Here is a 23,152-nt window from a genome sequence, read left to right as displayed (position 1 = left end):
GACGAGCACCTGCCATCCGCATGGGCATCGCCCCTCCGCAGCAAGCAGCGGGAGGCCTCGCCATGCGAAATGAGGGGTTTTCCGAAGGACACCCGAATGAAGCACGGCGAGGCCTCCCGCGCACCCCCGTCGGGTCGATCCACCCCTACGCGAACTGCGACTGGTAGAGCTCGGCGTACGCGCCGCCGCGGGCGAGCAGCTCGTCGTGCGAGCCCTGCTCGATGATGTTGCCGTGGTCCATCACCAGGATGAGGTCCGCGTCGACGATGGTCGAGAGGCGGTGCGCGATGACGAAGCTCGTGCGGCCGGCCATGAGATTCTCCATCGCGTGGACGATCGCCTGCTCGGTACGCGTATCGACACTCGAGGTCGCCTCATCCAGGATGAGGATCGCCGGGTCGCGCAGCATCGCGCGAGCGATGGTAAAGAGCTGGCGCTGGCCGGCGCTCACGGCCTCCGCGTCACCGGCGAGCACCGTGTCATAGCCCTCCGGCAGCGTGTGGATGAAGAAGTCGACATGAGCCGCCTTAGCTGCGGCGATGACCTCCTCGCGCGTGGCGCCGGGGCAGCCGTAGGCGATGTTCTCGGCCACGGTCCCCTCGAAAAGCCAGGCGTCCTGGAGCACCATGCCAAACTGCTGGCGCAGGTCGCGGGCGCGCATCTTGCGCGTATCGCGGCCATCGAGCGTGATGTGGCCGCCATCGACCTCGTAGAAGCGCATGAGGAGGTTCACGAGCGTCGTCTTGCCGGCGCCCGTCGCGCCCACGATGGCGATCTTCTGGCCAGGCTCCGCCACGAGCGAGACGTCGTGCATGAGGGGGTTCTCCGGCGTGTAGCCAAAGCGCACGTGCTCGAAGGCGATGCGGCCCTCGACCGGTTGGACGGGCTCGATGGGCTCCGCCGGATCCGCCTCGACCTCGTCCTCGTCGAGCAGGCGGAAGACGCGCTCCGCGGCGGCAAGGGCTCCCTGCAGCATGTTCACGGTGAGCGAAACCTGCGTGAGCGGCTCGGACGCGTGGTTGAGGTACTGGAAGAATGCCTGGAAGACGCCCACGGTAAAGCCACCGGTAAGCAGCATCTGGCCCCCGAGGAACGCAATCACGACCTGCGACAGACGCATGACGAAACGGATGGCGGGGCCGACGGATTGCGTCAGGAAGTCCGAGAACGCGGACGCCGTCGCGAGCTCCTGTGCCGCCTTGCCGATCTCCGCCACGCTGGCCTCATCACGGCCGAACGCCTTGATGACGGCGCGGCCGGAGTACGCCTGCTCCACGCAGCCGGTGAGCTTGCCGAGCGACGCCTGCCTCGAGGCTGTCGCCGTGAGGGTGTGCATCGCGAAGAACCTCGTCACGAGCAGCGCCACCGAGGCGAACGCCGTGAAGACGAGCGCGAGCTTGACACTCACGGAGAACATGAGGATGACGGCAAGGAGGAACGTCAGGCCGGAGTTCACGACCTGCATGAGGCCGCGCTGCAGCACCTCGCTGACCTTATCGAGGTCGTTCGTGGCGCGGCTGATCGTCTCGCCCGGCTGGTGGCGGTCGAAGTACGCGAGCGGCAGGCGCTCGAGCTTGGCCGCGATCTGCTCGCGGAGCCTGAGGTTCAGGCGCTCCGCGAAACTCGCCATAATGAAGGAGTTGATGGTGTAGAAGGCCCAGGAGAGCGTCCAGAGACCGAAGAACGTCAGGATCTCGGTGCCGCCGTTCTCGAAGGCGACAACGTAGCTCTCGCCGCGCGCGAAGCACTCCTGGATGTTGCCCCACAAAAGGTCGATGAGGCCGGCGCTGTAGGACACGGCGCCGAGCTGCAGCGTCACGTAGGTCACGGCGAAGACGCTCATGAGGACGAGCCTCCAACGCTGACCGGCGGCGGCGTTCCAAAGGCGCACGGCCGTGGCGGCGGCGTTTGCGGGCACCTCGAGCTCCTCTTCGGGCTCGGGTGCCTGGTACTCGAGCTCCTCTTCGGGCTCGGGTGCCTGGCGCTTGAGCTCCCCTTCGAACTCGGGCGTCTGGCGCTTGAGCTCTTCTTCGTTACTCATGGCTGACCTCCTTCCTGAGCTGGGATTCCGCGATGGCGCGATAGTTGTCGCAGGTCTGCATGAGGTCGTCGTGGCGGCCAAGGCCCACGATCGAGCCATCCTTCAGGACCACAATCTGGTTGGCGTCATGAATGGTGCTTACACGCTGGGCGATCACGAGCTGCGCCGCGTGCGCGAGCTCGGTCGTGAGGGCATGGCGAAGCGCCGCGTCGGTCTTGAAGTCGAGCGCGGAGAACGAGTCGTCGAAGACGTAGAGGTCCGCGTGGCGCACGAGGGCGCGCGCGATGGCGAGGCGCTGGCGCTGGCCTCCGGAGAAGTTCGTGCCGCCCTGGGTCACGGGAGCGTTGAGGCCGCCGGGCAGCTCGCGAACGAAGCTCGCCTGCGCGACGTCGAGCGCGTGCCAGAGCTCCTCGTCCGTCGCGTTGGCGCGGCCGTGGCGGAGATTCTCGGCGATGGTGCCGCTAAAGAGCCACGCCTTCTGCGGGACATAGGCGATGCGGCTCCTGAGATCTGCCTGGGCGACGTCGCGGACATCGACGCCCTCGAAGAGGAGCTTGCCGCTGGTGACGTCGTTGAAGCGCAGGAGCATCTTGGCGATCGTCGACTTGCCGGAGCCGGTGTTGCCGATGATGGCCGTGACCTCGCCGCGACGGATGCTGAACGTCAGGTCGTGGAGGGTATCCTCATCCGCGTCGGAGAAGCGCAGGCTCACGTGGTCGAAGCGGGCGACCTCGGCGGGAGCGGGCGCGGCGGCGTCGCCGGCTGCGGTGGCAGCGGGCGCGGCGGCGGCGCTGTCGGCTGTGACGGACGCGGCGGCGGCATCCTCGCCCTTTGCGCCAGCCTCGGGCTTGGCAAGCGTCTCGGGGAGCGCCACGCAGGTCTCGGCATCGCGAATCTCGGGCACGAAGCGCAGCACCTCGGACGCACGGTCGAGGCACGCCATGGCCCTCGGCACGGAGATGAGCGCGAACTGCGCCATCATCAGGAAGAACAGAATGAGCATCGCGTACTCGATGATGGCCGAGATGGAGCCGATCTGCATCGCGTGCACGCCGACGCGGTTGGCGCCGAGCCACATGACGAGCGACTCCACGGCGTTCATCAGGAAGAACGCCAGGGTGTCCGTCGCGGCGAAGACCATGTTCACGCGGATGGCATTGTCCGCGTAGGCGGAGAAGGTCTCGTCCAGGCGCTCACGGGTCTCGTCCTCGCAGCCGAAGGCGCGAACGACGCGCACACCCGTGATGGCCTCGCGCAGGCGCGCGTTCATCGAGTCGATGAAGCCCTGGAGACGCGTGAAGATCGGCGCCGTGGCGAAGACGCTCACGAGGGAGACGGCGATGGTCGCCACAGTGACGGTGAGCAGCACCCAACCCATGAGCGTATCGATCGAGAACGCCAGCCCCACCGAGATGGCGCACATGATGGGCACGGGCAGGATCATGAGGATGGCCATGAGCAGCGTCTGCTGCACGACGTTTGCGTCCGAGAGCGTGCGCGTGATCATCGAGCCGGTGCCGAAGCGCGAGAAGTCGCCGGCGGAGAAGTCAAGCGAGGCGCGATAGACGCGCATGCGCAGGTCTCGGCCGACGTTGGCGCACAGGCGCGAGGCGAGCCACGTCGACGTGATGTAGCCGAACGATCCGCAGAGCGCCGCGACCAGCATGAGGACGCCGTGGGTCATGAACTCGTTTGCGTCGTGCGTGGTGATGGCGACGTTGATCATCATGGAGAGCTGCGTGGGGATGAGCAGCATGCCCGAGAGGTCGAAGAGCATCGCCACGAGGGTACCCGCGCAGAGGCGCTTGTAGGGCGCGAGAAGGCTGGCCAGGAGCCTAACGACCTCGGACTTGGAGGCGCGCTTGGCGGAGGTGGCAAGGCCACCGTCGTTGCCGGCGGCGCCAGATGCGGAGGGGTTGCCGGCGGCGTCTTTGCCGCTGGCGCCTGGAGCTGCCGCACGGCGGGCATCGCGGCGTTCGCGGGCCTGCCTCCGCAGCTCGTTTTCTATCGTGTCCTTGTCCTGACTCACCTTGCTTCCTCCCCTTCCATCCTCTTGATCTCCTCCTCGACCGCACCGACGTACTTGTCGATGAGCCGCATCATCTCGTCCTGCTCCTCGGGGGCGAGCACCTCGAACGCTCGACGCTCCGCCTGACTTGCGGGCACGATCTTGGCCGCGACGAACGCGCGGCCCGCCGGCGTGAGCGCGACGCGCTTAGCCTTTCGGCTGCCCTCACAGAACGACGTCTCGACGTAGCCCTTCGACTCGAGCGTGCGCAGGGTCGAGTTGAGCGTCTGCTTGCTGAGGCAGTAGGCCTCGCAGAGATCGCGCAGCGAGGCCTCGTTGCCGCGGGCGTAGATGGCATAGAGCAGCCAATACGCGCTGTCAGAGAGGCCACAGCCACGTGCGAGGTTGTGATAGAGCTGGTCAGATTTTCGATAGAGCTTGTCGAACTCGCGGTTCCAAACGCCGACGGAGATGAGGCCGTCCGGATCCCTTGGAATGGGGCCCGCAGGGACCGCGGGCGCGGCGTCGCTGGCGGCGGGGACCGTGTTCGAGCGCACCTCGTTCGGCATAGGCTTCCAAATCATACGGTTTCGGACAATTCTGGTTCAGTATAGTCCGATTTCGTATCAATTGAACGTCTAATTGCGGGACTTTTCGCACCACGCGCGAGCAGCGCTCGCCGAAACCCACACCTTCTCGAGCTATGGCCGCGTTCCAGCGCCGATACCTCGAAGAACTGCGTGTCTCGGCGAAGCAGCAGCGCGCGGCGGCATCGCCAGCCGGGGCGGCGTCGCCAGACGCGGGGCATCGCCGGCCGGAACGCGTCGGCGTTCGCGGGCTGGGGATGGCGCAGGCGCGTCGCCGTGCGGGCGGGTGCGGGCTCACGGAAGGGGCGGGCGAGAAAACCCACCTCCTGTAAGGGTTCGGGGCGTTTTTCGGGACCGAAACGTTACAAGAGGTGGGTTCTAGTGAGGCGGCGCGGCAGAGCGGGAAACGCTGGCGAGGTTTCGACACAGACAGCGCCCCAATGTATGTCGCCTGGCTTCCGCCGCGGAGGCGCGCTCGCCGAAACTCACACCTTCTCGAGCTATGGCCGCCTTCCGGCACCGATACCTCGAAGAACTGCGTGTCTCGGCGAAGCAGCAACGCGCGGTGGCATCGCCGGCCGGGGCGGCGTCGCCAGACGCGGGAGCGCCCCACCACAGCAGCGCGCAGCGACGTCGCCAGCCGGGGCGGCGTCGTCAGACGCGAAAGCGCGCCGCCCGTGCGCACGCCGCACGCGCCACGCACGCCTACGCGCACGCCACCTGCGCCCGCGCAACCTCGCGTGGCGGTTAGAACCTCGCGCGGAGGGCCTCCACGACGCAGGGCGGAACGAGCATCGAAACGTCCGCGCCAAGGCCGGCGAGCTGGCGAACGATGGAGCTCGACACGTAGCCGTACTCGGGGCTGCTCATCACGAAGATGCTCTCGACGTCCGGCGCGAGGCGGGAGTTGAGGTCCGCCTGCTGGAGCTCGTATTCGAAGTCCGTCATCGCGCGCAGGCCCTTGACCACGGCGCCCGCGCCAATCTCATGGCAGAAGTCGACGAGGAGTCCTGTGAGCGGGCGCACGTCGACGCCCTCGCTCACGCCCTCGTCCGCCAGGGCCCGACGGGCGAGCTCGACGCGCTCGTCCAACGTGAACTTGGGACCAGTGCCGTTCTTGCCAAGGCTCGCCGCCACGGCAACGGTCACGCGACCGGCAATGCGGCGCGCGCGGCGGACGACGTCGATGTGACCGTAGGTGATGGGGTCGAAGGTGCCCGGCACCACAACGTGCTCGATGCGGTTCACGTGAGAGTTCTCCATGAGCTACTTATCCCTTCCCAGCAGGTCAACGGACGTGTGCCCGTAGCGCTTCTGCTTGAGCGGCACGAAACCGGAAGGTTCGATCGTGGGCCGGTTCGAGCCGCGCTCGTACAGGATGATAGCGTCCTCCGTGAGGAGACCCGTGGAATCGAGAGACTCCACGAAGGCGGCGACATCGGTGGCCTCGGTGGCATACGGCGGGTCAAGCAGCACGATGTCGAAGGGCGCGCCAGCAATCCTGCCACCAGCGGCGAGTCTCGCGGAGTCGCCGCGCACGACGTTGTACCTCATCGGATCGGCGCCGAGCGACGCCGCGTTCCTGCGAACGCGCGCACAGGCGTCACGGTCGAGGTCAACGAACGTGCACCACGAGGCGCCGCGGCTGAGCATCTCGAGCCCAAGGGCACCAGACCCCGCGAACGCGTCGAGCGCGCGAGAGCACTCGAGCGACAGCCCGCGCGCGGACAGAATCATGGAGGAAACCGCCTCGCGGACGCGATCGGTGGTCGGGCGCGTGACGTCGCGGCCCTCGGGCGCCTCGATCGGGCGCCCCTTCCATTCGCCGCCTACAATCCTCATTGGTCTCCCCTTTCTCCCTTGAAATATGCCCCGAACCTCCTGCGGACCTCTCGCGCGAGCGGCGCGTTTCTCGGCCCAGAAAGCGACGGGTCCGCCGAGACGAGCTCGAGCGCGTCTGTGTGCGCGGCCTCTACGAGGTCTGCGTCCGCGATCAGGTCCACGTGCCGGAGCGTCACGCCACCGCTCTGGCGGTATCCCAGCACTTCGCCCTCGTGGCGAAGGCGCAGGTCGGTCTCTGCGAGCTCGAAGCCGTCGCTCGTCCTCTCGAGCGCGGAGAGGCGCCTCTTCGCCGGACTCGTGCCGCGTGCCGCAGAGACGAGATAGACGGTGCCCGGATCCTTCCCTCGCCCGACGCGCCCGCGCAGCTGATGGAGAGTCGCGAGGCCAAAGCGGTCGGCGTCCCACACCATCATGACTGTGGCGTTGGGCACGTCAACGCCCACTTCCACGACCGTCGTCGACACGAGCACCTGCGTGGCGCCGGAGCGGAACGCGGCCATCGCCTCGTCCTTCTCCGCCGGCGTCATGCGGCCGGTGAGCAGGCCCACGTTCGCGTCACGGAACACCCTGTCGCGGAGGCGCTCGAAGGTCGCCTGCGCGGAGTGTGGCTTGGCCTCCGTGCGCGCGAGCTCCTCGGCAGGCACGTCGTCGAGCTCGGAGCCGTCATCCGCATCGTCGACAAGCGGACAGATTACATAAGCCTGATGACCCGCGGCGATGGCCTCCGCGATGGCAGAATGGGCGACGTCCGCGTTCTCCGGCGTGAGGAGCTTCGTGGTAATGCCGGCCCCCGCATGCGGACGTTCCGTGATGCGCGAGCAGGCAAGGTCGCCATAGACGGAAAGCGCAAGCGTGCGCGGGATGGGCGTTGCCGTCATCGTGAGCTGATCGGGTGCTGCGCCCTTCGAGCGCAAACGCGAGCGCTGGCCCACGCCGAAGCGATGCTGCTCGTCTACGACGACAAGCGAGAGGTCCGCGAACGCGAGGTCCTCGCCGAGCACTGCCGTCGTGCCAAAGAGCACGCAGGTGTCGCCGGCTGCGAGCGAGACGGCCGTGGACGAGCGCTCGGCGGAAGGCGTCGAACCCGTCACGAGGGCCCAGGTGATGTTCGCGGCGTCGAAGACCGGGCCGAGCTTCTCGGCGTACTGGCGCGCGAGGACGCTCGTGGGCGCCATGACGGCGGCCTGGGTGCCGCTATCTGCGACGGCGGCGAGGGCGACCGCGGCGACGGCCGTCTTGCCCGTGCCCACGTCACCCAGAAGCAGGCGGTTCATGGGCGTTGCGGCAGCCATGTCAGCGAGAATCTCATCCGCGGCAGCACGCTGCTCGCCCGTGAGCTCGAACGGCAGCGCGGCGAGCAGGGCCTCGACGTGGGGGCCGGACGTCACGTGAGCATGGGCCGAGAGCTCCGCGATCTCGATCTGCCTGCGCGCGAGAAGGGCCGCCTGCAGGCAGAGCAGCTCGTCATAGGCGAAACGGCGGCGGGCACGCTCGGCGGCGTGCGAGGCGCACGGGAAGTGCGCCTCGCGAATGGCGCGCGCTTCGGTCATGAGACCGTGGGCCGCGACGAGCCTGGCGGGCATGAAGTCGCAGGCGTCACCCCAGTCAGCGAGCGCGGCGCTCTCGATGCGACGCATCCAAGCCGGCGTCAGCCCCTCGGAAACGGAATGCACGGGTAGCAGGCGCGCGAACGCAGACGGGGAGGCGGCCTCCCCCTCGCGCGCCACAACCTCGTGGAACTGTGGTGTCATCTGCTTGAAGCCATACGCAAAGGTGACCTTGCCGGAAACTGCGAGCGTGTCGCCATGATGGAGCTGGTCCGCGAGCCAGGGCTGCTTGAAGAAGGTGCACATGAGCACGCCCGTCTCGTCGATAAGCGCGACTTCCACGATCTGGAGGCGCGGGCGCGGACGCTTGAGCGTCACCTTGTCGATGACGCCCACGCACGTGACCTCGGCGCCCACGTCTGCCTGGGAGACCATCGTGATGCGCGTGAAGTCGAGGTAGCGATGCGGGATGTGGAGAAGCGCGTCTCGGACGCTCTCCACGCCAAGGCGTTCGAGGGCCTCAGCGCGAGACCCTCGAGCAAAACGCAGGCGCGAGACATCGCCGTCCCACGCCCGCGTGCGCGCGAGGCGCAGCGACGCCTCGCCTATGTCTGGAATGGTCCCCGCCGCACGGGCGAGGTCCCCGGAGGTGCCGGTCACACGAGCCCCGGAAGGCTACTCGATCGAGAAGATGACCGGGTAGAGCGGCTGGCCGCCACGGTGGGCGTCGATCTCGAGGTCAGGCTGGGCCTCCTCGATGCGACTGCACAGGGCGTCGAAGCGCTCCTCGTCCATGTCCTCGCCGGCGAGGATGGTGAGGGTGTCGCCCTCCTCCTCGTCCTGCATCTTGGCGATGAGGTCGAGGGTGACCTGCTCGACGTCAGAGCCGACGATGGCGATGTCGCCACCGGCGATGCCCATGATGTCGCCGTCGTGGATCGGGGTGCCGTCAGCGGCCTGGGAATCACGAACGGCGTGGGTGACCTCGCCGTCGCGGACCTCGGCGATGGCCTCGACCATGGCCTCGGCGTTGTCCTCGGCGCTAGCCTCGACATCGACGGCGAACATGGCGGCGAACGCCTGCGGCACGGTCTTGGTGGGAACGACGATGATCTCGAAGTCCTCAGAGGCGCTCGCGGCGGCCTCCGCGGCCATGCGGATGTTGCCGTTGTTGGGCAGGACGATGACGTGCTCCGCGTTGGCGGAGGCGGCGGCGTCGAGGATGTCAGCCGTGGAGGGGTTCATCGTCTGGCCGCCAGAGACCACGACGTCGACGCCGAGGGACTTGAGGATGTCGGCCTCGCCGGCACCGGCGGCGACGGCAACGAAGCCGAGGGGCTTCTTGGGCTCAGCGGGAGCAGCGGCAGCCTGGTCCGCGGCGATGCTGGCCGTGCGATCGTGGGCCTCCATCACCATGTTGTGGATGAAGACCTCGTAGACCTGACCGTACTTGAGCATGTACTCGAGCACGCGGTTGGGCTCGTTAGAGTGGACGTGGACCTTGAAGTCCGGGAAGGAACCGACGACGAGCTCGCAATCACCGAGCGTGGCGAGGTACGAGAGGGCGGCGTCGGGATCGAAGCCCTCCTCGGCCTTGAAGAGGAACTCGTTGCAGTAAGTGTACTCCGAGCCCTCCCAGTCATCGTTGAGCTCGATGGCGACGCGGGCGTCTGCGGCACCGTGCGCGGAGGAGGCAGAGGCGACGGAGGTCTCGAAGTCGATCTTGCCGGACTTGCCGAGGGCGGCGTTGACGAAGGCCTCGACGAAGGTGGCGAAGCCGTAGGCGCCGGAGTCGACGACGCCGTTCTCCTTGAGGACGGGCAGCAGATCGGGCGTGCGGGCGACGGACTCATACGCCTCGACGACGAGGGCCTCGAGCATCTCGGGGACCGGCATCTTCTCCTTCTCGCAGCGGTCGGCGCGAGTCGACATGTCGCGGATGACGGTGAGGATCGTGCCCTCGACCGGCTTGCGGACTGCCTTGAAGGCGACCTTCACGCTGTTGCGGAATGCCGCCGCGATGTCCGCCGCGGTGACGGGCTCGCGAGAGCCAACGAGGCCCTCCGCCATGCCGCGAAGAATCTGGCTCGTGATGACGCCGGAGTTGCCGCGGGCACCCATGAGGGAGCCGTGCGTGATTGCCTTGGCAACGGCCTCCATGTCCGCGTCTGCGGGAAGCGCCTCGACCTCGCGGACGACGGTGCCGAGCGTGAGCGACATGTTGGTGCCGGTGTCGCCATCGGGCACGGGGAAGACGTTGAGCTTGTTGATGTCTTCCGACTTGTCGGCCACAGCCTTGGCGGCGACGGGGAAGCACGAGCGAATCACGTTGGAAATCATGTTTGGGACTCTCTCCATATCGATTGCCTTAGCGGCGTTGGTGCCCGCTTGCGGGCGTCGTGCGACGACCCGAGATGACCCGGGCCAAGGGTACGGCCCGAGATAGCCCCGGACCGAGTGGGCGCTACCTGTTGGCGCGAAGGTCCTCGACGTGGACCGTGACGTCTGCGTTGTCGATCTCCGCGACCTCCTTGAGCGTGAAGCGAACGGCGCTCTCGAGGTTGCGGGAGACGCTCGCCATGTTGACGCCCTGCTCGAGGACGGTGTGGAGGTCGACCTTGACGCGACCATCCACCACGGTGACGTCGATGCCCTTGCGGAGGCTGCCGAGCGACAGCAGACGAACGATGTTGTCCTGGGCATCCGTGTAGGCCATGCCCACGACGCCGTAGCACTCGAACGCGGCGTAACCGGCGAGGTCAGCGATGACGTCGTTAGAGACCCGGAGGGTGCCGGGAATGGGATCGGCCATGCGTCTCTCCTCTCGTTTGGCCGGCTGCACCGGCCACCAAGCCACCGGGAAGCCGGCGGCCCATGAGATTTCATAGGTAGAAGGAAGTATAGCGCGAAGCCAGGCGACGGCGCGCGGCAGCTGTGCGAGACCCGCGTATCGCCACGTCCGCACCCGAGCGGCGCCCGGCTCCGCCCAAAAGAACCGTTCCGGGAAAGAGCTGGCACGTTCGCCGCTTATTTTTCATGTTCACTCTTTACAGACTCCTTATACATGTGAACACTATTCGTGAACAAAGGCTCGCGCTCGCACGGGGCGGGTCGCATGAAGCAGCGGTCGCCCGGCACCCACCATCGCACGAGCGCCGGATGACCGCCGCACGCCGCTCGCGGCGCCGATGTCGCAAACCCGCCCGGCACCCCCGTGCCCACACGTAAGGACACACGAATGAAGGTCTACGAAGGCACCATCCTCACGGTCAACGCCACGGACGACGTGGCGCGCTACCTCGTCGAAGACGGCGGCCGCATCGTCTACGTGGGCAATAACCTGCCCGAACGCTACGTCACCGGCGAGCGCGTCGACCTTGCCGGCCGCGCCCTCTGTCCGAGCTTCGTCGACACGCACGAACACCTCGCTAGCTTCGCCACGTTCAACGCCGGCCTCAACGTCATGAACGCTCGAACGAACGCCCAAATCTGCGAGATGGTGAGCGAGTTCGCCGCCAGGTCATCCGCCAAGACCCTCATCGCTTTCGGCGCCTCGCCCTACTCTGTCGAGGAGGGCCGCCTCGTCACGCGCGAGGAGCTCGACGCCGTCTGCCCGGACCGCCCGCTCATGATCGTGAAGTACGACGGCCACGCTTGCGTCGTCAACACTCCCCTGCTCAGGAAGGTCGAGGATAAGGTCTCCGTCCTCCGCGGCTACCACCCGAACACGGGCGAGATGAACCAGGAGGCCTTCTTCGCGGTCTCGAACTTCATCACCGATTCGCTCTCCATCCCCGAGCTCGTCAAGAACATCCAACACGCGATGGACTACCTCGCCAGCAGGGGCATCGGCATGGTCCACGACGTCTCGGGCGTCGGCTTCACCGGAGACCTCGACATATCGCTCGAGCAGTGGCTCGCCAAGAGCGCCCAGAGCGGCTTCCAGATCCGCATCTTCCCGCAGTCGCTCGACCCGAAGGTCGCCACCAAGCGCCACCTGCCGCGCATCGGCGGATGCTTCGCCTGCGCGCTCGACGGCTGCTTTGGCTCGAAGGACGCCGCGATGCACGAGCCCTACGAGGGCACCGACGACAAGGGCGTCCTCTACTACACCGACGAGCAGGTCCTCGAGTTCTGCCGTGCCGCCAACCGCGCCGGCCTCCAGATCGAGGTCCATGCCATAGGCGATGCCGCGTTTGACCAGGCGGCCCGCTGCCTCGCCCGCGCGCTCGACGAGTTCCCGCGCGAGGACGCCCGCCACGGCATCATCCACGATAACCTGCCCACGCCCGAGGGCATCGCCCTTTGCGCGAGCCACGGCATCCACTTCCCGATGCAGTCCTCCTTCATCGACTGGCCGCAGGAGCCCGAGTCCTATCTCGTTGAGCTCCTCGGCAAGGAGCGCGTCGGCCGCCTGAACCCGCTTCGCGACATCGCCGACGCCGGCATCGTGATCTCCCTCGGTTCGGACGCGCCCTGCACGGACCCCGATCCCATCCTTTGGCTGCACCGCGCCTGCAACAACAGCACGCCCGGCCAGTCGCTCACCATCCGCGAGGCGCTCAGGGCCGCGACCTACAACGGCGCTTGGGTAACCTTCGACGAGCGCGACCGCGGTTCTCTCGAGGCCGGCAAGCTCGCCGACATGGTGATCCTCTCCGAGAACCCCTACGAGGTGCCCACCGCCGAGCTCGAGCGCATCAAGGTCGAGGAGCTCCTCCTCCAAGGCCGCCCGTATCGCCCGCAGCACCAGGGCGTCGCCGCCGCCATCGCGCGCGGCATGCTCGGCCACGGAGCCTGCTAGCCCACCCGCCCGCCATCACGCCAAAAAAGTTGACAAAGGGACTGTCCCTTTGTCAACTTTTCCAACAAACGAAGGACCGTCAATGATTTCGCACATCCAGTTCCGCGTTCTCTCCTCGCTGGCCACCAAGCCCGCGACCACGCAGCGAGACATCGTCGCCAACGCCGGCGTCTCGCTCGGCTCGGTCAACAAGGCCGTTCGCACGCTGACGGAAGCCGGCCTCGTCGCGAGCGACCTTTCCATCACCGACGCCGGACGCGAGGCGCTCGAGCTGTTCCGCGTGCGTGGTGCCATCATCCTCGCCGCGGGCATCGGCAGGCGCTTCGCCCCGCTCTCCTTCGAGCGCCCCAAGGCGCTCTTCCGCGTGAGGGGCGAGGTCCTCATCGAGCGTCTCATCCGCCAGCTGCGCGAGGCGGGCGTCGAGGACATCCACGTGGTCGTCGGACCGATGAAGGAGAGCTTCTACTACCTCGAGGACAAGCTCGGCGTAAAGCTCGTCCAGACGACGGAATACGCCACCAGGAACAACCACGCGTCGCTCTGGAGCGCGCGCAGCTACCTTGGCAACACCTACGTCTGCCCGGCGGACCAGTATTACGAGGAAAACCTCTTCCACCCGTACGAGTACCGCTCCAGTTGCGTGGCCGTGCGCACCCAGGGCAAGGGCGCAAAGCAGGCATTCGACCTCGGCGCCAACGACCTTATCGTCGCCGCGCGCAAGGACACCGACGTCGCCTGGCGCATGGAGGGCCCGGCCTACCTCGACCAGGACTTCGCCGACGACTACCTCGACATCCTCGAAGACGAGTACAACCTCCCCGAGACCGAGGGCAAGCTCTGGGAGACCATCTTCATCGAGCACGTCGACGAGCTGCACATGTTCGCCCGCAAGCTCACTCGCGACACGATCCACGAGTTCGACTACCTCGGCGATCTCTGCGCCTTCGACACCGCCTTCATGGAGAACGTCGATTCCACGATCCTCGACAACATCTGCCGCACGCTCAGCTGCGGCCGCGACGACATCACGGACGTCCGCCCGCTCGACTCGGGCCTCACGAACCTGTCCGTCCTCTTCACCTGCAAGGGCGTGCGCTACGTATACCGTCACCCCGGCGCCGGCACGGACGAGATCATCAACCGCGAGGCGGAGACCTACGCCCTCGGCATTGCCTCTGACCTGGGCCTCGATTCGAGCTTCATCCACGAGGACCCCAAGACCGGCTGGAAGCTCAGCCGCTTCATCGAAGGCTGCCACGAGCTCGACTATGAGAACGAGGACGAGGTCAGGCACGCGCTCGAGATCGCGCGCTCGCTCCACACGTCCGGCGCCACCTCGCCCTGGAAGTTCGACTTCTACGACGAGGCAAAGCGGATCTGGCACCTGCTCGAGGAGGAGGGCTGGCCGCTGCCCGCGGATTTCGACGAGCTCGCAGAGCAAATCGGTAAGCTCGTTGGCCCGATGCGCACCGGCGCCGGCGCCCCCGTCCTGTGCCACAACGACTTCTACGGCCCGAACCTCCTCGTTACCGGTGACGACATCTGCCTCATCGACTGGGAGTACGCGGCCATGGGCGACTACGGCTGCGACTTTGGCAACTTCATCGCGCAGGGCTCGGGCTATAGCGTCAAGCGCGCGCTCGAGGTGCTGCCCTACTACTTCGGCCGTGAGGCGACCGACGAGGAGCTGCTGCACTGCACCGCATGCGTGGCTGTCGTGGGCTGGTACTGGTACGTCTGGGCGCTCTTCAAGGAGTGCAAGGGCGCGCCGGTCGGCAAGTGGACGCGCATCTGGTATGACGCCGCAAAGGATTTCAGTGCCGCCGCGCAGGAGATGCTGGACGAGAGCTGCAAGAACCTCCACGCCCTCACGCGCCCCGAGTTCGACGCGCTCGTCGCCGTCGAAGGCGGAAAGGGCAACGAGGCGGACGCCTCCATGCTTGCGCAGCTCGCGGACGAGGGCCTCGTCAACCGCACGAGCGTGGGTGCCTCGCTCACCACGGCGGGCTTCATGTCACTCGAGCCCTATCGCGCGCGCCGAGCGGTCTTCTTCGCGGCGGGCTTTGGCTCGCGCATGCTGCCGATCACGGTCAACACGCCCAAGCCACTCGTGCGCGTCCACGGCAAACGCTTCATCGAGCGCCTGATTGACGCCGTGCTCGCCGCGGGCATCGAGGAGATCTACGTCATCCGCGGCTACCTGCCGGACGAGTTCGACGTCCTGCTCAAGCAATACCCCGGGATCCACTTCATCGACAACCCCATCTTCGCCGAAACGAACAACATCTCCTCCGCCGTGGCGGCGGTCAAGGCTGTGCCCGAGTGTTTCCAGAACGCCTACGCCTTCGAGTCAGACCTCTACCTCACGGACCCGCGCTACATCAGCAAGTACCAGTACCAGAGCAGCTACCTGGGATTCCCCGTTGACGAGACGCTCGACTGGTACTTCGATACGGACGAGAGCGGCCGCATCACGAAGCTCGCCAAGGACCTCGGCCGCGACTGCTGGCAGATGGTCGGCCTCTCCTACTGGACGGCCGAGGACGGCGCCAAGCTCGCTCGCGACCTACCCGTCGCGTTCGAGATGTCTGACGAGAACCGCCAGATCTTCTGGGATGACGTGCCTTGTCGCGTCCTTGCCGAGAACTACGACGTGCACGTGCGCGAGTGCAACCCCTCGCACATCATCGAGATCGACTCCTTCGCCGAGCTGCAGGAGGTCGACCCCGCGTACCGTCCGAGGAAGTAGCGTGCGGCGCGGTTCGCGGCCACCCCGGCGCGGAGCGCACCGCGGTTCACGCCCACCCCGGCGCGGGGCCTCTCAAATCGCCGATACCTACCTCTTGTAAGGTTTCGAGACCGAAATCGGGCCCGATTCCTTACAAGAGGTAGGTTTTCGTTTCTAGGCGCGCGGTGCGATACGCGGCAGACCGGCGCGACGTCAGCCGCGTCGCCGCCGCATCGCTGCCGCGTCAGCTACTCGCAGGCAATCGCCGGGACGAGACGACCGGTGCGCTGCGAGCGCAAGCTGCAGAGCAGGTGCCAGAGGGGAATGAACCAGAGATAGACCGCGGTGACCCAGCAGGCTGAGGGGGCGCCGCACATCGTCATGACCGCGGTGCAGGCGATCGACCACGGCACCAGGGGCGAGATGACCACAGCAGAGTCCTCGAGGGCGAGGGCCAGCGAGCGCTTGTTGGGCTCGACGTTCTCGCAGAGCTGGCTCGCGAGCATGATGCCAAGAGTCTGGTTGCAGGCAACCATACTCGCCGGCACCGTCACCGCGAGGATTGCTCCGAAGGGGGTGATCCTGTCCGCGACCTCCTCCATATGGTTGCGAACGCCGTCAAGAAGACCGGTCCCCTCGAAGAGGCCAACGAAGGACGAGGCCAGGCACACGATGGCGGTCACATTGAGCATCGAGACGACGCCACCGCCCGACATGAGCCTCGAGACGAGCAGATCCGAGGCGCGGAAGCCAAGCAGGCTGAAAGCGGCGACATCCATCGGCGCGATGCCGCGGAAGACAACGCACACGAGGGCTGCGACCACGATGCTCGCCATCATCGAGCGCTTCATGCCGATATGCATGAGCGGGAAAACGATGACGGGAACCACAGGCAGCAGGGCGACGATGCCCTGATCGAAGTAAGCGGCCAGTGCCGTGGCGGTAGAGGCGGAGCCAAACGAACCACTCGGGCGGAGGAGCAGGCCCGCCACGGCGTAGATCGCGACCGTACCCACAAAGGGAACCGCCGAGGAGCGCATCATGGCCTTGAAGTTGTCAGACATCCTGGTGCCGGTGACCGAACGGACGAGAAGGGCGCTCGAGCTCATCGGGGAGCAGCGGTCTCCAAAGTAGGCGCCGGCAAGCACCGCGCCACCGCAGACCAGCGGGTTCGCACCCATGGAGCTCGCCATCGTCATGCTAACCACGCCCATCGTGGCGGACGTGCCAAACGCAGTGCCCGTGAGAAACGACATGAGCGAGCAGAGCAGGAAGACCGAAAGGGGCGCGGTTGCCGGGGTCACGAGCGGGGTCACCATGACCACGATCTGGGAGACCGTACCGCAGGCGCGCCACAGCGCCGTAAGGGCACCGATGAGGATGAACGACTGGATCACACCACTCGCGGAGCAGACGCCGTCCGCGCACATGCGGGCGAGCTCGCGAGTGCCATGGCCACGATAGCGACCATAGCCGCAGAACATGGCGAGACCCACAAGGAGCGCGAACGTCATGGGAACGCCAAGCACCACGCAGGCGATGAGCTCCGCGCAAAACGCCCCGAGAACCACGATCTCCGCCAAGGCATCCTCCACATCCACGTCGTCGCGGGTCTCCCTCCGCCCGCTTGCCACCACACTATGCGCCCCGATATCCACACGTTCAAACTGTTGCTTTTAGTGATTGCCACAATCTATACTTGTGACCACGAGTTGACAAAGGGACTGTCCCTTTGTCACTTTTTCAATCGCGGGCGCCAAAGGAAAACCTGAAAAAGGGACTGTCCCTTTTGCAGGTCGCGTGGGCGGGGAGACGAGATGAACTTCCAGACGGCGGAGTACTTCAAGGCGATCGCGAAGGAGCGCAGCTTCACGAAGGCGGCGGAGCGGCTGCACGTGACGCAGCAGACGCTCTCCGCGCACATCGCCGGAGTCGAGCGCGAGCTCGGATGCACTCTTATCGAGCGCTCCGTCCCCCTGCGGCTCACGCACCAGGGCGACACCTTCCTCGCCTACTGCGAGCGACTCTCCGCAGAGATGCGCAGCCTCAGGCGTCAGCTCGCCGGCGACTCCGCAGAGCAGACCGGTACGCTGCGCATCGGCGTGTCCTTCACCCGCGGGCGTGCGGTCCTCCCCCGCATCGCGCCGGCACTCGGCAAGAAATACCCGAACGTCGCGATAAGGATCCTTGAGAACGACAACGACGGCATCATGCTCGCGCTCGCGGAGGGAAAGATCGACGTGGCGATCGGCGTCGCGGGGCACCCCGTGCCCGGCATCGAGGCCACCCCGCTCTACCGCGAGCAGACGGCGCTCCTGGTGAGCGAGGGGCTCCTGCAGAACGTCGGCATCGACAAGCACGCCATCGCGGAGCCACTCTCCGAGGGAGACCTCTCCCCTCTCGCCACATGCCCGTTCGTGGCAAGCCCACCGGAGGACGTCACGGGTATCATCGCGAGCGAGCTGTTTGGCAGGTCCGGGTTCAAGCCGATCGTTCGCGCGAGCTCGCGCAACATGGACACGCTGCTGGCGCTAGCCCTGAACGGAATCGGTGCCTGCATCTGCCCCCTCAACCTGCTCGACGTCATCACGAGCAGGCTTCAGCGCCGCGAGCTCCTGCTCTATGACCTGGGCCCGAGCGCAAGTTACCCGATCAGCCTCTGCCTGCCCGCGAGTCCGCAGCGCTGGCACGTCATCGACGAGTTCGCCGACATCGCCTACGACTGCCTGTAGTGTGCGCCGCGCGCAGGCACGCCGCCGCCCGCACGCGGGAGCTCCGGCGCTCGTGGGCCACGCACGGGCTCGCACGCACCGCACGCAGGCACGCCGCCGCGCGTAGGCACGCCGCCGCGTACCCGTTACAAATCCACCCTCAGTCCCCCAAAAGCGTTGCGCACGCAGGCGCGGCGCGTCTAGACTAGGGCTGTCGAACAGGGCGCACGCGAAGGGCTAGGTGGCATGGGCGAAGAGACGAGCGCGATTCAGAGCGAAGAGACGAACGAGAAACACTCTGCTGGTAGCCGTCGCAGGCTCGACATGCTTCACGGCTCGCTCTGGCGCACGATCCCCGCCTTCGCCCTGCCCGTCGCGCTCACCGGCATCCTCGAGCAAATGAGTTCGCTCATCGACACGATGATGGTTGGCCACCTCTCCGGCGAGGCCGGCCCCGCCGCCATGGCCGCCGTCGGCTCGAACACGCCCATCACGAGCCTCTTGCTCAACCTGTTCATCGGCATCGCGCTTGGCACGAACGTCGTCATTGCCAACGCAATTGGCTCGAACGACAGGGACACCGTCCACAAGGCGGTCCACAGCTCGGTCTCGCTCACCGTCTTTGGCCTCGCCGTGACGCTCGTAGGAGAGCTGCTTGCCGCGCCCCTCCTCCGCCTCCTCAACGTACCGCCCGAGAACCTCGCCCAGGCCCTCACCTTCCTGCGCGTCTACCTGCTGGGCTTGCCCTCCATCATGCTCTACAACTTCGAGGCGGCGATCTTCCGCAGTGTCGGTATCACGAAGATGCCGCTCCAGGCGCTCGCGTTCTCCTCCCTCGTCAACGTCGCACTCGTGTTCCTGTTCATCCCCGTACTGAACTTGGGAGTCGGCGGCGCCGCGGCGGCAACGGCGATCAGCTACACGATCAGCGCCGCCATCCTCTTCGTGCGCCTCGTGCGCATAGACTCACCCATCCGCCTGAACCCCCGCGAGCTCGGCATTGACCGCCAGGTCCTCGGACGCATCGTGCGCATCGGCCTGCCTGCGGGCCTCCAGAGCGCGGTCTTCTCCCTCGCGAACATCGTCATCCAGGCCTGCATCAACAGCCTCGGCACCGAGGTCATGGCCGCGAGCTCGGCGGTCTTGTCGCTCGAGTACGTGGTCTACAACCTTCTGAACTCGTTCAGCCAGGCCTGCACCACCTTCGTGGGCCAGAACTACGGCGCCGGCCAGATCAAGCGCTGTAAGAAGATTCTGTTCATCGCATTCGCGGAGGCGGAGGTCGCAGAGCTTATCGTGCTCGCCATCCTGCTGGGATTTGGCAGGCAGATCATGGCGGCCTTCAACCCCGACCCCACGGTGGTCGAGCTGGGATATCTGAGGATATGCGTCCTGTTCCCGTCGTACATGTTCAGCATGGCTTACGAGAACATGAGCGGCTACCTGCGAGGATTTGGCATTTCGCTGCCGCCGGCCCTCATCACGGCCATAAGCGTATGCGGGTGGCGCTTCTTCTGGGTGAGCGTGGTCTTCCCCGCCGCGCCCTCGTTCCTGAGGCTTCTGGCAATCTATCCCATTAGCCTTGGCTCCACGACGCTGCTCGTCTTCATCGCCCTGATGATCATCCGCCCGAGCAAGATCTACGCTCGTCGCGAGAAGGCGGCCGCCTAGTACGCCTCGATTTCGCGAATCATGACCTCGCGCCCGTGCAAGAGGTGCGTGCGTTCGCTGCCGCACGCGGGGCAGATGCGCCCATGGGCAACAGTTCCGTACTCGGTCCCGCATGTCTCGCAGACGCTCGCCGCTTCCTTCTCGCAGACCTCGAGTTCGCATCCCTCCATCATCGGATCGCGCTTGCACGCCCACGTCCACGCGTCCTGAAGGAGGTCCGGCACCACGCCGGACACCTCGCCGAGGTCGAGCGTCACGCGCCGCACGGAGGTCAGCCCGTTGTCCGTCGCCGCCTTCTTGGCGTCGTCGATGATATAGAAGACGATTCCCAGCTCGTGCACGCGTCCCCCAAGCGATGGCGCGCCCGCCCGGCACGAGGCGACGGGCGGGCGCGTGGCAAAGCTTACTTGCCCTTGCCACCAAACATAATCTTTACCTGGCGCTTTGCCGCATATTTAAGCAGGCTCGGCACCTTCTTCTCGTACTTGACCATCGTGGAGCACTCGGGCCTCTCGCGGGACAGGTGGATGGCGTCGAAGTCGCACTTCGTGGTGCAGAGGCCGCAGCCAATGCACTTGTTGGGGTCGACCACCGACGCACCGCAGCCAAGGCAGCGCGCCGTCTCGGCCATGACCTGCTCTGCGGTAAAGGTGCGCACGTACTCGCCGAAGGGCTCGGCCTTCTCGCGGTCGTGGTCAATCGCGGGCTCCTGGCGAGTCGTCGTGTCATACGAGCCGAAGTCCACGTCGTCCCGATCGAGCGCTACGTAGCTGCGCTGGTTGCGTCCGATGGTAAGCGTGCCGCCCTGGACGAAGCGATGGATGGAGACCGCCGCCTCATGACCTGCGGCGATAGCATCAATCGCGAACTTGGGGCCAGTGTAGACGTCGCCGCCCACGAAGATGTCAGGCTCTGCGGTCTGATAGGTCTTCGGATCCGCCACGGCACCGGAGCCGCGGCCGAGCTCGACAACGCTACCCTCGAGCAGATCTCCCCACACGATGGACTGGCCGATGGACATGACCACCTGGTCGCAGGAAAGCTCGATGGTGTCGCCTTCGTCATACTCGGGAGCGAAGCGGCCGTCCTCGTCGAAGACACGCGTGCAGCGCTTGAAGACGATGCCCGTCACGTGGCCGTCCCGTGCAAGGACCTCCTTCGGGCCCCATCCGCAGGAGAGGCGCACGCCGTCAGCCTCAGCCTCGGCAACCTCCTCGCTCGAGGCGGGCATGATGTCTCGAGACTCGAGGCAGAGCATCTCGACGCTCTTCGCACCAAGGCGGGCGGCCGTCCGCGCGACGTCGATGGCGACGTTTCCGCCTCCCACGACGACGACCTTCCCGCTTACGGGTGACGCCGTGCCGCGGTCAAGCTGCTCCGTCGCGACTTCACGAAGGAAGTCGACGGCAACCGTCACTCCCTCGGCGTCCTCGCCAGGAACGCCCGCGAGTCGTCCGCCCTGGCAGCCGATGGCGATGTAGAAGGCCTTAAAGCCCTGCTCGCGCAGCTCGGCAAGCGTGACGTCGCGACCCACCTCCACGCCATAGCGGAACTCCGCGCCCATGGCCTCGATGACGTCAACCTCGGCCTGGACCACGTCCTTGGGAAGCTTGTAGGCTGGGATGCCATAGGTGAGCATGCCGCCGGGGCGCTCGCTCTTCTCGAACACGACGGGCTTGTAGCCCTTCTCGGCGAGGTAGAAGGCGCAGGTGAGGCCCGCGGGGCCGGCACCGACGATCGCGATCTTCTCCTCGAAGTCACCCTCTACCTTCGGACGGACCTGGGGTGGGATGTAGCGCGTCTCGGCGTCGAGGTCGAGTTGGGCGATGAACTTCTTGACCTCGTCGATGGCGATGGCCTCGTCCACGCGTCCGCGCGTGCAGGCGTCCTCGCAGCGACGGTTGCAGATACGGCCGCAGACGGCGGGCAGCGGGTTCTCGCGCTTGATGAGGGCGAGCGCCTCGGTGAAGCGGCCCTGGGCCGCGAGCTTGAGGTAGCCCTGGACGGCGACGTGCGCCGGACAGGCCGTCTTGCAGGGCGCGGTACCCGTGTCGTAGGTCTCTATGCGGTTCTTGTTGCGGTAGTTGGGACTCCACTTCTCCGGGCCCCACTTGACGGCGTCAGGCAGCTCCTGGCGTGGATACTCAGGCACCTCGCCAGTCGACTTCTGACACAGCTTCTGGCCGAGCTTCACGGCGCCGGCGGGGCAGACCTCAACGCATCGACCGCAGGCCACGCAGTTGGCAGGATCGGTGTGGGCGACGTAGGCGGAGCGCGAGAGGTTGGGCGTGTTGAACAGCTGCGAGGTACGAAGTGCGTAGCAGACGTTCACGTTGCAGTTGCAGATGGCGAAGATCTTGTTCTCGCCATCGATGTTGGTAATCTGGTGGACGAAGCCGTTGTCCTCCGCACGCTGGAAGATGTCGAGGGCCTCCTCGCGCGTGATGTAGTGGCCGCGGTTCGTCTCGACGACGTAGTCCGCCATGTCGCCGACGGCGATGCACCAGTCGTTGAAGTCGTCACCGCAGCCCTCGCCCATGCGCTGGCGACTCATGCGACAGCTACAGGCACTGGCGGCGTATTTGCCGTCGTACTTGTCGAGCCAGTGCTTGATGTGCTCGATGGAGATGGATTGGTTCTCGTGCTCGATGGCGCGCTCGACGGGAATGACGTGCATGCCGATGCCCGCGCCTCCGGGCGGCACGAGCGGCGTCGCGCGAGAGAGCGGGCCCTTCGAGGCCTGCTCGAAGAACTTGGCGAAGACCGGGTGCTCCTCGAGTTGGCTCCAGCGCATGTTGAGGAACTCCGCCGATCCCGGCACGAGCATGGGGAGAACCCACTGCTTCTCATGCTGGGGATTCTCCCAGTTGTATTCGAGGAGGCCCACGTAGGAGACCTCGTCGAGCATGGGTTCGAGCTTCTCCGGCGGGATGCCCGTCGCCTTGACAGCGGCCTCGAGCGTGTAGGGTTGGCGCATCTTGAGCTTGACGAGCATGTCAGCTTGCTCGTCAGTCGCGGCCTCGGCGAAGCTCCAGTACTCATAGGGCAGGAGCTCGTCTTTTCCGAGGAGGCGGTTCGTACAGTGCTTGCAGAGGGCCACGATGCTGGGGCGCAGGTTCTCCGGAAGCTCGGGAACGAACTCGGATCCGATGTCAGGCTCGGTGTAGGAAATGCCGGGGCCGTTAATGATCATGGTCACTCCTCTGGGTTGGG

General features: G+C 66.2%; 15 protein-coding genes. 4 read left to right on the top strand and 11 right to left on the bottom strand.

Going from position 1 to position 23,152, the window contains the following annotated elements:
- Positions 1–145: 145 nt before the first annotated feature.
- The 8 genes from ABCN07_RS00610 to ABCN07_RS00575 form a co-directional block, all read right to left on the bottom strand.
- On the bottom strand, positions 146–2,041 hold the full coding sequence (locus tag ABCN07_RS00610; protein ID WP_343004933.1) for an ABC transporter ATP-binding protein: 1,896 nt from the start codon (positions 2,039–2,041) through the stop codon (positions 146–148).
- The gene (locus ABCN07_RS00605; RefSeq protein ID WP_343005163.1) at positions 2,034–3,818 is read right to left on the bottom strand and encodes an ABC transporter ATP-binding protein; all 1,785 of its coding nucleotides are present in this window, start codon (positions 3,816–3,818) and stop codon (positions 2,034–2,036) included. Before ABCN07_RS00605 ends, ABCN07_RS00610 begins: the two co-directional genes overlap by 8 nt.
- Positions 3,819–4,066: 248 nt before the next feature.
- Positions 4,067–4,618 (bottom strand): MarR family transcriptional regulator, encoded by a 552-nt coding sequence (locus tag ABCN07_RS00600; protein ID WP_343004932.1) that lies wholly within the window; start codon positions 4,616–4,618, stop codon positions 4,067–4,069.
- Positions 4,619–5,383: 765 nt separating this feature from the next.
- Positions 5,384–5,899: a pantetheine-phosphate adenylyltransferase gene (gene coaD, locus ABCN07_RS00595; RefSeq protein ID WP_293813930.1), complete on the bottom strand. Its 516-nt coding sequence runs from the start codon at positions 5,897–5,899 to the stop codon at positions 5,384–5,386.
- A gap of 3 nt (positions 5,900–5,902) precedes the next feature.
- Positions 5,903–6,478 carry a 16S rRNA (guanine(966)-N(2))-methyltransferase RsmD gene (rsmD, locus tag ABCN07_RS00590; protein ID WP_343004931.1) on the bottom strand — a complete coding sequence of 192 codons (576 nt, stop codon included), beginning with the start codon at positions 6,476–6,478 and terminating at the stop codon, positions 5,903–5,905.
- Positions 6,475–8,685: an ATP-dependent DNA helicase RecG gene (locus ABCN07_RS00585; RefSeq protein WP_343004930.1), complete on the bottom strand. Its 2,211-nt coding sequence runs from the start codon at positions 8,683–8,685 to the stop codon at positions 6,475–6,477. The genes rsmD and ABCN07_RS00585 overlap by 4 nt, the downstream gene beginning before the upstream one ends.
- Before the next feature lie 15 nt (positions 8,686–8,700).
- Positions 8,701–10,365, bottom strand: a complete 1,665-nt coding sequence (locus tag ABCN07_RS00580) for a DAK2 domain-containing protein (protein ID WP_343004929.1) — start codon at positions 10,363–10,365, stop codon at positions 8,701–8,703.
- Positions 10,366–10,489: 124 nt separating this feature from the next.
- Positions 10,490–10,837, bottom strand: coding sequence for an Asp23/Gls24 family envelope stress response protein (locus tag ABCN07_RS00575; protein ID WP_293813926.1), 348 nt, complete (start codon positions 10,835–10,837; stop codon positions 10,490–10,492).
- Between the two features lie 426 nt (positions 10,838–11,263).
- On the opposite strand from ABCN07_RS00575, the gene ABCN07_RS00570 reads away from it, so the two are divergent.
- Complete coding sequence (locus ABCN07_RS00570; protein WP_343004928.1) at positions 11,264–12,829, top strand: amidohydrolase family protein; 1,566 nt, start codon at positions 11,264–11,266, stop codon at positions 12,827–12,829.
- Positions 12,830–12,911: 82 nt separating this feature from the next.
- Positions 12,912–15,578, top strand: a complete 2,667-nt coding sequence (locus tag ABCN07_RS00565; protein WP_343004927.1) for an NTP transferase domain-containing protein — start codon at positions 12,912–12,914, stop codon at positions 15,576–15,578.
- 227 nt (positions 15,579–15,805) lie between these two features.
- Here the strand turns inward: ABCN07_RS00565 and ABCN07_RS00560 are convergent, their stop codons facing one another.
- Complete coding sequence (locus ABCN07_RS00560; RefSeq protein WP_343004926.1) at positions 15,806–17,158, bottom strand: Na+/H+ antiporter NhaC family protein; 1,353 nt, start codon at positions 17,156–17,158, stop codon at positions 15,806–15,808.
- A gap of 216 nt (positions 17,159–17,374) precedes the next feature.
- Here ABCN07_RS00560 and ABCN07_RS00555 point away from each other — a divergent pair, with 216 nt between their 5' ends.
- Both ABCN07_RS00555 and ABCN07_RS00550 read left to right on the top strand, forming a co-directional pair.
- Positions 17,375–18,289, top strand: a complete 915-nt coding sequence (locus ABCN07_RS00555; RefSeq protein ID WP_343004925.1) for a LysR family transcriptional regulator — start codon at positions 17,375–17,377, stop codon at positions 18,287–18,289.
- 225 nt (positions 18,290–18,514) lie between these two features.
- Positions 18,515–19,939: an MATE family efflux transporter gene (locus tag ABCN07_RS00550; protein WP_343004924.1), complete on the top strand. Its 1,425-nt coding sequence runs from the start codon at positions 18,515–18,517 to the stop codon at positions 19,937–19,939.
- On the opposite strand, the gene ABCN07_RS00545 is transcribed toward ABCN07_RS00550, so the two are convergent.
- Together ABCN07_RS00545 and ABCN07_RS00540 are read right to left on the bottom strand one after the other, a co-directional pair.
- Positions 19,936–20,280 (bottom strand): hydrogenase maturation nickel metallochaperone HypA, encoded by a 345-nt coding sequence (locus ABCN07_RS00545; protein WP_343004923.1) that lies wholly within the window; start codon positions 20,278–20,280, stop codon positions 19,936–19,938. The genes ABCN07_RS00550 and ABCN07_RS00545 overlap by 4 nt on opposite strands.
- A 62-nt stretch (positions 20,281–20,342) precedes the next feature.
- Positions 20,343–23,132 (bottom strand): FAD-dependent oxidoreductase, encoded by a 2,790-nt coding sequence (locus tag ABCN07_RS00540; RefSeq protein ID WP_343004922.1) that lies wholly within the window; start codon positions 23,130–23,132, stop codon positions 20,343–20,345.
- Positions 23,133–23,152 lie beyond the last annotated feature (20 nt).

This window comes from Collinsella sp. 1033st1_E11_1033SCRN_220408 (assembly GCF_039062465.1).
In the GTDB taxonomy this organism is placed as follows: domain Bacteria; phylum Actinomycetota; class Coriobacteriia; order Coriobacteriales; family Atopobiaceae; genus Parolsenella.
Note: the sequence above shows the minus strand (reverse complement) of the source record. Positions and strands in the feature narration are given on the sequence as shown.

Excerpts from the sequence above, each read along its gene's own strand:
- ABCN07_RS00610 (WP_343004933.1), bottom strand. The coding sequence starts at position 2,041 with ATGAGTAACGAAGAAGAGCTCAAGCGCCAGACGCCCGAGTTCGAAGGG.
- ABCN07_RS00605 (WP_343005163.1), bottom strand. The coding sequence starts at position 3,818 with ATGCTCTTCGACCTCTCGGGCATGCTGCTCATCCCCACGCAGCTCTCC.
- ABCN07_RS00600 (WP_343004932.1), bottom strand. The coding sequence starts at position 4,618 with ATGCCGAACGAGGTGCGCTCGAACACGGTCCCCGCCGCCAGCGACGCC.
- coaD (WP_293813930.1), bottom strand. The coding sequence starts at position 5,899 with ATGGAGAACTCTCACGTGAACCGCATCGAGCACGTTGTGGTGCCGGGC.
- rsmD (WP_343004931.1), bottom strand. The coding sequence starts at position 6,478 with ATGAGGATTGTAGGCGGCGAATGGAAGGGGCGCCCGATCGAGGCGCCC.
- ABCN07_RS00580 (WP_343004929.1), bottom strand. The coding sequence starts at position 10,365 with ATGATTTCCAACGTGATTCGCTCGTGCTTCCCCGTCGCCGCCAAGGCT.
- ABCN07_RS00575 (WP_293813926.1), bottom strand. The coding sequence starts at position 10,837 with ATGGCCGATCCCATTCCCGGCACCCTCCGGGTCTCTAACGACGTCATC.
- ABCN07_RS00570 (WP_343004928.1), top strand. The coding sequence starts at position 11,264 with ATGAAGGTCTACGAAGGCACCATCCTCACGGTCAACGCCACGGACGAC.
- ABCN07_RS00565 (WP_343004927.1), top strand. The coding sequence starts at position 12,912 with ATGATTTCGCACATCCAGTTCCGCGTTCTCTCCTCGCTGGCCACCAAG.
- ABCN07_RS00555 (WP_343004925.1), top strand. The coding sequence starts at position 17,375 with ATGAACTTCCAGACGGCGGAGTACTTCAAGGCGATCGCGAAGGAGCGC.
- ABCN07_RS00550 (WP_343004924.1), top strand. The coding sequence starts at position 18,515 with ATGGGCGAAGAGACGAGCGCGATTCAGAGCGAAGAGACGAACGAGAAA.
- ABCN07_RS00540 (WP_343004922.1), bottom strand. The coding sequence starts at position 23,132 with ATGATCATTAACGGCCCCGGCATTTCCTACACCGAGCCTGACATCGGA.